Origin of the sequence: Acinetobacter sp. 3657, assembly GCF_031456775.1 — a bacterium.
Taxonomy (GTDB): Bacteria; Pseudomonadota; Gammaproteobacteria; order Pseudomonadales; family Moraxellaceae; genus Acinetobacter.
In genome coordinates this window covers 72,193-81,503 of record NZ_JAVDVH010000015.1, presented here as the reverse complement: position 1 = coordinate 81,503, position 9,311 = coordinate 72,193, and the positions used below count along the sequence as shown (strand labels likewise).

Below are 9,311 nucleotides of genomic sequence, written 5' to 3'. Positions count from 1 at the left end.
GCGGCTTCTGGTATGGGTGCTAGTGGTGTATTTGATGATGCTCTAGGTACTACAGCAAGTCCATATGCATATGCATTAGCAGGGGCAAATATAGCAAGCACGATAGAAGATAAATGGTTTGGTGGAAGTAAGCCGGATTATTTGAATGTCTCAATGGCTGCGATAGCCAATACTGTAGGCAGACAGTTTGCAGAGAAAGCTGAGAGTTGGTTTGGTTCAGAGAATAAACAATATAAATCAAATATTAGCGTCTATAATTCAGCAACTGGTGAACGTACATCATTAGGCTCATCTCCGCTTTATGCTTATAGTGGAAGAGATTTTATCAATGATTTTAGAGATGGTAATTGGTCTAGCATACGTGATGGAATAAGAGAGGAATTATTTGATTATAAGCCAAATAATAACCAAGAACGTACTATTTTGATGATGAGTCAAAATGTAGATATTAAGCAATTATCCCCTATTCGTATACAGGCTGAAAGTGATAATAATTGGATAGGTGATCCTAATATTGAACATGCTTTGGATGGGGTCGGTAGTTTCCTTAAATATGCGAGTAAATTCACGCCATTGGGCTTAGTTCAACAGGACATCCCATTTATTGCAAATGGGGCGAGATCTGTTCAAACTTTCATGAATAATCGAGTAGCTGATATTACTAATGTGCGAGACAATGGTGATTCGGCAACAATGGTTGTTAGTGCAGCAGTGTCTCGACCATTTATGCGTATGGCACAAGGGGCTGTTAATGGTGTCGCTGGTTTAGTTGAGTTAGGAACAGATCCAAATTCAAGAGCAACAGCATGGTCAGGAATTAAGACCTTTGCTGAGCATCCGATTGATAATACTGCAACAGGCGTTTCGAATTACTGGAACAATACTTCATGGAATGAGAAACTCGAGGGTGGATTTGTAGGGCTTTACGGTGCTGGATTAGGCGGTGGAACAAAGTTAGTTTCACGGTTTGATACAAGCCCTGTAATCTCTTTTGATAGTGTTCCAAGTCGATTTGGTCAAGCTGGCCAGATAGGACTCAAATTATCTCCAAATCCTAAATTATTAGGAAATGATTCAGTTCCTAATTTTGCGGAAATGGAGTGGAGCCGTTTTAATAGTTCGGATAAAGTAGATTACGGAATTATTCCAACAGAGCATCATTGGCGTTATGATCGTTATTTAAGTGAGTCTAATAATCCTAAAAGTCCAGAAGTTTGGTATAAAAAAGCACAAACTGTATGGGCTAATAATAGCAACGGTAATTCTTTTGAAAAGAATGTTCGTGAAAGTTTAAATGTACCTCTTGGTAAAGGTTCTAAGCCTATTTCAATTGAAGGATATATTCCGGATCTTCCTGTTGGAGGAAAATTTGGAGTAACAGATGTCAAAAATGTACAAAATTTATCTAATTCGGCTCAACTTCAAGCTTTTTACAATTATGCAGTTGAAAAAGAAATGAAGTTCAATTTAATTATTGGGCCTCGAACTAGATCGATTTCTGAGCCATTATTAGATAATATTCGTAACACTAATGGGAAAGTTCGAATTTTTGATCCTAATACAGAAAGATTTACGCCCGTTGATATTGGCACATCAGGTTTTTGGAGGAAATAAGTTATGGCTTTTTCACTATATTGTTTAATTAATGAAAATTCAAATAAGTTTTCATTAGAGCTGATTGAAAAAGAATTGAGACAGTGTTTTTCTAAAACAAGTAAGTTTGATCTTGAATATGAGGAAGATCCATTTGATTGTTCTGATAAACATTTAGTTCTTTCCTGGGGAGATTGGTGGATTAAAGTTTTTTATGAAACTGGTCAGAATGTGATTGAAGATTCAATAGAGATTTCAACTTATACCGACTCGGATAAAGCTAGTATAATTTCTAATATTGATAAAAGAATAATTGTTAGATTTGCTGATGATGAGTTAAAAAAATATACAAATTATATAATTTTAATGATGGATTACTTAGAAGATATTTCCAATGCGATTATTTTCGATCCACAAAAAAATAAGTTTTTATAAGTTAATCAAATTGGATGTATTAGTACTTTAACGAAAAACGGAGGAGTACTAATAATTTAATTTAGGATTATTAAAAAATAAGTTAATGATAAAGCTAAAAGTATAATTGGCGAATTGCGTTATATAAATTATTGTATTTGAATACACTGGTTTTAGTTCGAGTAAATAGCTTTAAGGTGCCTGATCGTATAGGGCCTTTGAGCAATGATCAGGCCAGATTTCTCGGGATGCAACTTAAGAGAACCTGAATCGCGGATAAGAAATTAGCTTGAAAAAAAGGTGGCTGAAAACCATTAGGGAGTTACCACACAACCTATGCCTTCAGCCACCATGTTCGATTTTACATATTTCTTTTGCATCATTGACGACTTTTTTCAGAAATTTGAAGTAATTTATTGGGAGTTTTTAAAACGCAGCAACAAGCGTGTGAGAATACGAACTTCTCAATTGAAAGTTTCAGAAATTGTGTTTATCGCCATTTGGTATAAATGCTCACATTTCAATAACTTTAAAGCATTCTTCTTTTCATTAAAGCAAAATTACAGTCAACTCTTTAGAGCTCATGCTACCAGCGGATGATATATCTCATCAGAGTCCATCAATTGGCACTGCATGCGTTACACTTTGCCTTGATGAAAAATAGCGTCAGCAATTATTTATGGATAGATTCGACGACACTACCTGTATGTAAAAATCAGCGTATTCAACGGCATAAATCCCTAAAAGCGATTGCAACCCGCGGCAAAAGTTCAATGGGATGGTTCTTTGGATGTAAGCTGCATTTAATGATGAATCAGTCAGGAGACATTGTTAGTACAGCTTTATCGAATGGGCATATAGCAGATATTAAAATGGTAGAACAATTAGTAAAAGGATTAAAAGCAAAGCTGTATGCTGATCGCGGCTATATTAGTCAGAAATTAAAGAGCAGATTAAAATCACAAAACATTGATTTAATTACATATCATCGAAAAAACATGAAATTTATTCAACTCTCTACATCAGATGAATATCATTTAAAGCAGCGCAATAAAATAGAGACTTTATTCAGCTTGTTAAAAGGACGATATAATTTGATCACCAGTAAAGCGAGAAGCATTGAAGGATACTTAGCTGGAATTTATGCATCTTTATGTGCTTACCAATTATGTCATCAAAACAAGCCAACCATTCGAGTAATGGAATCATTGGCTTAAGCACGATTCGGGTTAAGAGAGCAATTAGCTAAGCAAGGTAGGCGACCAATTGAATTTAAGCTTCAAGGAGCATTATCACGTGGAAACTCACATATTGTAAAGTAATAGGTTGATAAGATGTATATATATGATTTTTATAGTATAGCCTTTAATAATGAAAAGTTGATGATAAAGAGCTTGAGCGATTTTTTTGGTATTAAACTGGAATCTCACGAAAGTTCTTTTTGGGGAAATTATTTTCTTGCAAAATTTATTGATAGAGGGGAGGTAAAACTTATCAAAAATTTTCACGAAGAAAATAACGAATGGCATTATCCAGATTATAAAGAATTTGCTTGGATACTTCAGGTGAGTGAAGCTAATAATATGAATTGTATTTTTAATAATTTATTATCTTATTATAGTGAGGAAGTTAGTTTCTTATATCGTACAGAAGTTGAACCATTGAAGTCTTTTAAGAAATATAGCTTTGAAAATGATAATTTCGTGATGATTTCTAAAAAAGATTTTATATCTAAATAACAGTTTTAAAAATGATGGGACTTGAATTTTTTAAATATTATGAAAAATAAAAGATTAATTTTCCTCTTATTAAGTGGAATACTTTGCTCAGCATGTAATACAACATGGCAATGGCAAGCAAATCCGATTCACAGTGATTATCGTTCACAGATCAAATCCATCTGTATCGAAAATAATTCTAAGGTTAAAATTGACCGTTTTCAAGAAACTCTCATTAATCGAATAGAAAGCTATCATATTCAGACACAGGTATTTAATGCTCCATTTAAGCCGAATGCTTGTGAATTTACGTTGAATTATGATGGGCTTGATCTCACAAAATATCAAGGTAACGATGTTAAGATTAACCAAGTGGTCGATGGACTTCTAAACTCAGGGAAGAAGTAAAATTGCTTCTTCCTTGCTTTTTAAAATTAAAAAAAATTAGTGTGGCCTGTTTTAATCATTTGTTAAAAAAAGTAGTTTAAAAAGTGTAACTACAATCGTATAAAAGGGCTGTATAACACTGACCAAAGTTTAGTAAATAACCAATTTAGAGGGTTTCAATCATAGACCTTAGTAGGTATTTCGTAGCGAAATGTCGTTATCACTAGATATTGCGTTGACTAGGATGCCCAGAGGACTGATACTCTCATGTTTTAATTAAGCTAACCGGTTCACATGGGGCGAGTCTTAAACTTGCGCCTGTTATTTCTCAGCGAAATGTCGCTATCACAAGATATTGCGTTGACTGAGATATGAGCAGAACAGATATTCTCTAGTTTACTTAAGTAAACCGGTTCGCAGGGGCTAGGCCAAAAGCTCGGCTCTAAAAAACTCAATCCAACACAAGGGGCTATATATGGCTAGTGGAAAGTCAACAATCATTTACACACTGACTGACGAGGCGCCGCTATTGGCGACCTACTCGCTGCTGCCGATCATTGAGACCTTTACTAAGCCAGCGGGCATCGAGATTGTCAAAAGTGATATCTCAGTAGCCTCACGCGTGCTCTCAGAATTCTCAGACTACTTAAGCGACGAGCAAAAGGTGACGAACAACCTTGCTGAGCTTGGTCGTCTCACGCAGAATCCAGATACGAATATTATCAAACTTCCGAATATCAGTGCTTCAGTTTCTCAGTTGGTGTCATGCATTAAAGAGCTACAATCGAAGGGCTATGCAATTCCTGACTATCCAGGAAATCCAACGACTGAGGAAGAAAATGCGATCAAGGCGCGTTATGGTAAGTGTCTCGGCTCTGCTGTGAACCCAGTATTGCGTGAAGGTAATTCTGACCGTCGTGCGCCTACTGCGGTGAAGAATTATGCTAAGAAGCATCCGCATTCAATGAGCGAGTGGAAACAGTGGTCACAAACCCACGTTTCGCATATGGAACATGGTGATTTCTATCACGGCGAAAAATCGATGACACTTGATCGTGCTCGTAATGTGAAAATGGAGCTGATCACCAACAGTGGTAAGAGTATTGTCCTCAAGCCAAAAGTGGCATTGCAGGATGGTGAGATTATTGATTCGATGTTCATGAGCAAGAAAGCACTATGTGACTTCTATGAGCAAGAACTCGAAGATTGTCGTGAAGCTGGGATCTTATTCTCATTGCATGTTAAAGCGACCATGATGAAAGTGTCTCACCCAATCGTATTTGGTCACTGTGTCAAAATTTACTATAAAGATGCCTTTGAGAAACATGGCAAATTATTCGACGAGTTAGGTATCAACGTCAATAATGGTATGGCCGGACTTTACGAGAAGATCGAGACATTACCAACATCACTACGTGAAGAAATCATTGAAGATTTACATGCTTGTCAGGAACATCGTCCTGCGCTGGCAATGGTTGATTCAGCAAAAGGGATCACCAACTTCCATTCGCCAAATGACATCATTGTCGATGCATCTATGCCTGCGATGATTCGTGGTGGCGGTAAAATGTGGGGTGCAGATGGCAAACAGTATGACTGTAAAGCAGTTATGCCAGAGTCTACATTTGCTCGTATCTATCAGGAAATGATTAATTTCTGTAAGTGGAACGGCAACTTCGACCCGAGAACAATGGGGACTGTGCCAAACGTTGGTTTAATGGCGCAAAAGGCTGAAGAATACGGCTCGCACGACAAAACTTTCGAGATTACTGAAGCTGGTGTTGCCAACATCACTGATCTTGAAACTGGCGAAGTGTTGATGTCACAAAATGTTGAGGAAGGCGACATCTGGCGTATGTGTCAGGTGAAAGATGCACCGATTCGTGATTGGGTGAAACTTGCGGTTACGCGCGCACGTAATTCAGGCATGCCAGCAATCTTCTGGCTTGACCCGTACCGTCCGCATGAAAATGAATTGATCAAGAAAGTCGAAGAGTATCTAAAAGAGCACGATACAGAAGGACTTGATATTCAAATCATGTCTCAAGTCCGTGCGATGCGTTATACACTTGAGCGTGTAGCACGTGGTTTAGATACCATTTCAGTGACAGGTAACATTTTACGTGATTACCTCACTGACTTGTTCCCGATCATGGAATTGGGTACTTCTGCGAAAATGCTGTCGATCGTTCCGTTAATGGCGGGTGGCGGTATGTATGAAACTGGCGCAGGTGGTTCGGCACCGAAACACGTGCAGCAATTGGTCGAAGAGAACCACTTACGTTGGGACTCTCTTGGTGAATTCCTTGCTTTAGCAGCGTCATTGGAAGAGATGGGGATTAAAGAAGACAATTCCCGTGCCAAGTTATTAGCTAAAACACTGGATCAAGCAACGGACAGATTACTCGACAGCGGCAAGTCACCGTCGCGTCGTACTGGTGAGCTTGACAACCGTGGCAGTCATTTCTATCTATCTTTATATTGGGCTGAAGCGCTTGCTGCACAGGACCAAGATGCTGACTTAAAAGCCAAATTCGCTCCACTTGCGAAGACCTTGGCTGAAAATGAGCAAAAGATCGGTGCGGAACTTGCTGAAGTTCAAGGTAAGCCTGCTGATATTGGCGGTTACTACTTGGTTGATTTGGATAAAATCAGTGCGGTGATGCGTCCAAGTGCAACTTTCAATGCAGTTCTTGCAGCCGTTTAATGTTATTGATGTGAGCTAAGATGAGATCGTTTGTCTTACTCTCAAACAAAAAAGCCAGCGCGTATGCGCTGGCTTTTTTGTGGCAACATTAACGAGGTCGACGACCACGTGGCGCTTTGGTGTTTGGACGTGTCGTACCATTGGTCTTACGACGTGGTTTTTCACTTTCATCCATTTGCCAAATGCGTGTTGTACCGCCACTGGCTTTTTTCTTACCTTTAAATGGTGCTTCGCCTTTTTCTTCACGCGCTTTATCTTTTGAGCGAGAAAAATGTGGTTTATTGGTCGATTTTTTTGCGAAAGAACGGCCTTCATACGGTTTATCCGCTGGCACATCCTTAAAGTCAGAATAAAGCAACGGTTCGATTTCGACTTTTTCACCTGGTTTTAAACCAAGCTTCACCAAGTTGATTGAACCAATTTGAGTACGAATCAAACGTAAAGTTGGAAAGCCAACCGCAGCCGTCATGCGGCGTACTTGGCGGTTACGTCCTTCACAGATTTGTAGTTCAATCCAAGTCGTTGGAATGTTGGCACGAAAGCGTACAGGTGGAGTACGTTCCCATAACCAATCTGGCTCGTCTACTTTACTTGCTTTTGCAGGTAAGGTCAGACCATCCGCAAGTTCGATGCCTTGACGTAGTTGCTCTAAAGCTTCTTCGGTTACATCACCATCGACTTGAGCAAGATAGGTTTTATACTTCTTATTGCTTGGGTGGGTAATGAACTGATTTAAACCCCCATGATCGGTCAAAAACATCAGACCTTCAGAGTCTAAATCTAAACGACCTGCAATACGAAGCTCAGGATCGCTGATAAAATTTGAAACCGTTAAGTGTGCCGTATCTTCTCGGAACTGTGAAAGCACATCATAGGGTTTATTGAAGACCACTATTCTCATAAATAAATACTACTTCTAGATTATGGGGGTTGGTAAACTTATGCTTTTATTTATATGAGAAATGTTGTTATTTCTCATATAAATCTCAAAACAAACTAGATTGGATTAGACTATTTTACGCAAATAAAAAATTAAAGTATGCCAAAGAAGGCATATATTTACTCGCCAGCAACATGAGGGAGAGCCTATACAATGGGTTATCAGAAGATCGTGGTTCCTGCAGATGGTGACAAAATCACAGTGAATGCAGACCTATCACTGAATGTTCCAAATCATCCAATCATTCCTTTTATTGAAGGCGATGGTATTGGTGTGGATATTACACCAGCAATGCAAGCAGTAGTAGATGCTGCGATTCAAAAAGCTTATTGCGGTAAGCGTTCGATTGAATGGATGGAAGTCTACTGCGGTGAAAAAGCAGACAAAATTTACGGCACATATATGCCAGAAGAAACTTTTGATGCTTTACGTGAATTCATTATATCAATTAAAGGGCCTTTAACCACCCCCGTTGGTGGCGGTATTCGTTCATTGAACGTGGCTTTACGCCAAGAATTAGATTTATACGTGTGCGTACGACCAGTACGTTGGTTCGAAGGCGTACCATCGCCAGTGCAACATCCTGAATTAACCGACATGGTGATTTTCCGTGAAAACTCGGAAGATATCTATGCAGGGATTGAATGGAAAGCTGATTCTGAAGAAGCCAAGAAAGTCATTAAATTCTTAAAAGAAGAAATGGGTGTGACCAAAATCCGTTTCTCAGAAGGCTGTGGTATCGGAATTAAACCAGTATCAAAAGAAGGCACGCAGCGTTTAGTACGTAAAGCTATTCAATTTGCCATTGATAATGATAAACCTTCGGTGACATTGGTTCACAAAGGTAACATTATGAAGTACACCGAAGGCGCGTTCAAAGAGTGGGGCTATGAGCTTGCGATGGAACGCTTTGGTGGCGAACTGCTTGATGGGGGTCCTTGGGTCAAGATCAAAAACCCTAAAACAGGCAAAGACATCATCATTAAAGATGTGATTGCAGATGCGTTCCTGCAACAAATTTTAATGCGCCCAGCAGATTATTCAGTGATTGCGACCCTGAACTTAAATGGTGACTATATCTCTGATGCACTTGCTGCCGAAGTCGGTGGTATTGGGATCGCACCGGGTGCCAATATTGGTGGTGCAATTGCAGTCTATGAAGCGACCCATGGAACAGCACCGAAGTATGCAGGTCAGGATAAAGTCAATCCAGGTTCGATCATTCTTTCTGCGGAAATGATGCTACGTGATATGGGATGGACGGAAGCTGCGGATCTGATTATCAAAGGGGTTTCAGGTGCGATTGAAGCAAAAACTGTCACCTATGACTTTGAGCGTTTAATGCCGAATGCAACCTTGTTGCGTTGTTCGGAATTTGGTCAAGCAATAATTTCGCATATGGGCGATTAAAGCTATTTAATGATCTTAAAAGAGCGGCGATGACCGCTCTTTTTTTATTACTTGCATGAAAAATGTGTGACCTAGAGGTTCAGACAAACGCTATGGGAACGTTCGTGATATATTTCATTATGTTAACTTATTTGAAATTCAT

7 protein-coding genes and 1 pseudogene are annotated in these 9,311 nt (G+C 39.0%); 7 read left to right on the top strand and 1 reads right to left on the bottom strand.

The genetic code is table 11. From position 1 onward, the window contains the following. From J2Y37_RS14020 to J2Y37_RS13995, 6 genes and pseudogenes are all read left to right on the top strand, one after another. On the top strand, positions 1-1,614 hold a 1,614-nt coding region (locus J2Y37_RS14020; RefSeq protein WP_349033209.1), incomplete at its 5' end, for a putative toxin. 3 nt (positions 1,615-1,617) lie between these two features. Further along, positions 1,618-2,028: a hypothetical protein gene (locus J2Y37_RS14015; protein WP_349033208.1), complete on the top strand. Its 411-nt coding sequence runs from the start codon at positions 1,618-1,620 to the stop codon at positions 2,026-2,028. Positions 2,029-2,358: 330 nt separating this feature from the next. After that, positions 2,359-3,224, top strand: a pseudogene (locus tag J2Y37_RS14010) (IS982 family transposase). Positions 3,225-3,341: 117 nt separating this feature from the next. Beyond that, positions 3,342-3,746 carry a hypothetical protein gene (locus J2Y37_RS14005; protein ID WP_349033207.1) on the top strand — a complete coding sequence of 135 codons (405 nt, stop codon included), beginning with the start codon at positions 3,342-3,344 and terminating at the stop codon, positions 3,744-3,746. Between the two features lie 21 nt (positions 3,747-3,767). Next, complete coding sequence (locus J2Y37_RS14000; protein ID WP_349033206.1) at positions 3,768-4,133, top strand: hypothetical protein; 366 nt, start codon at positions 3,768-3,770, stop codon at positions 4,131-4,133. Between the two features lie 454 nt (positions 4,134-4,587). Then, positions 4,588-6,819, top strand: a complete 2,232-nt coding sequence (locus J2Y37_RS13995) for an NADP-dependent isocitrate dehydrogenase (protein ID WP_349033205.1) — start codon at positions 4,588-4,590, stop codon at positions 6,817-6,819. 88 nt (positions 6,820-6,907) lie between these two features. On the opposite strand, the gene J2Y37_RS13990 is transcribed toward J2Y37_RS13995, so the two are convergent. After that, positions 6,908-7,720 carry an rRNA large subunit pseudouridine synthase E gene (locus tag J2Y37_RS13990; RefSeq protein ID WP_004670416.1) on the bottom strand — a complete coding sequence of 271 codons (813 nt, stop codon included), beginning with the start codon at positions 7,718-7,720 and terminating at the stop codon, positions 6,908-6,910. Between the two features lie 192 nt (positions 7,721-7,912). On the opposite strand from J2Y37_RS13990, the gene icd reads away from it, so the two are divergent. Further along, positions 7,913-9,169, top strand: coding sequence for an NADP-dependent isocitrate dehydrogenase (gene icd / locus J2Y37_RS13985; protein WP_004670417.1), 1,257 nt, complete (start codon positions 7,913-7,915; stop codon positions 9,167-9,169). Positions 9,170-9,311 lie beyond the last annotated feature (142 nt).

Coding starts and splice junctions, on each gene's coding strand:
- icd (WP_004670417.1), top strand. CDS start 7,913: ATGGGTTATCAGAAGATCGTGGTTCCTGCAGATGGTGACAAAATCACA.
- J2Y37_RS14005 (WP_349033207.1), top strand. CDS start 3,342: ATGTATATATATGATTTTTATAGTATAGCCTTTAATAATGAAAAGTTG.
- J2Y37_RS13990 (WP_004670416.1), bottom strand. CDS start 7,720: ATGAGAATAGTGGTCTTCAATAAACCCTATGATGTGCTTTCACAGTTC.
- J2Y37_RS14015 (WP_349033208.1), top strand. CDS start 1,618: ATGGCTTTTTCACTATATTGTTTAATTAATGAAAATTCAAATAAGTTT.
- J2Y37_RS13995 (WP_349033205.1), top strand. CDS start 4,588: ATGGCTAGTGGAAAGTCAACAATCATTTACACACTGACTGACGAGGCG.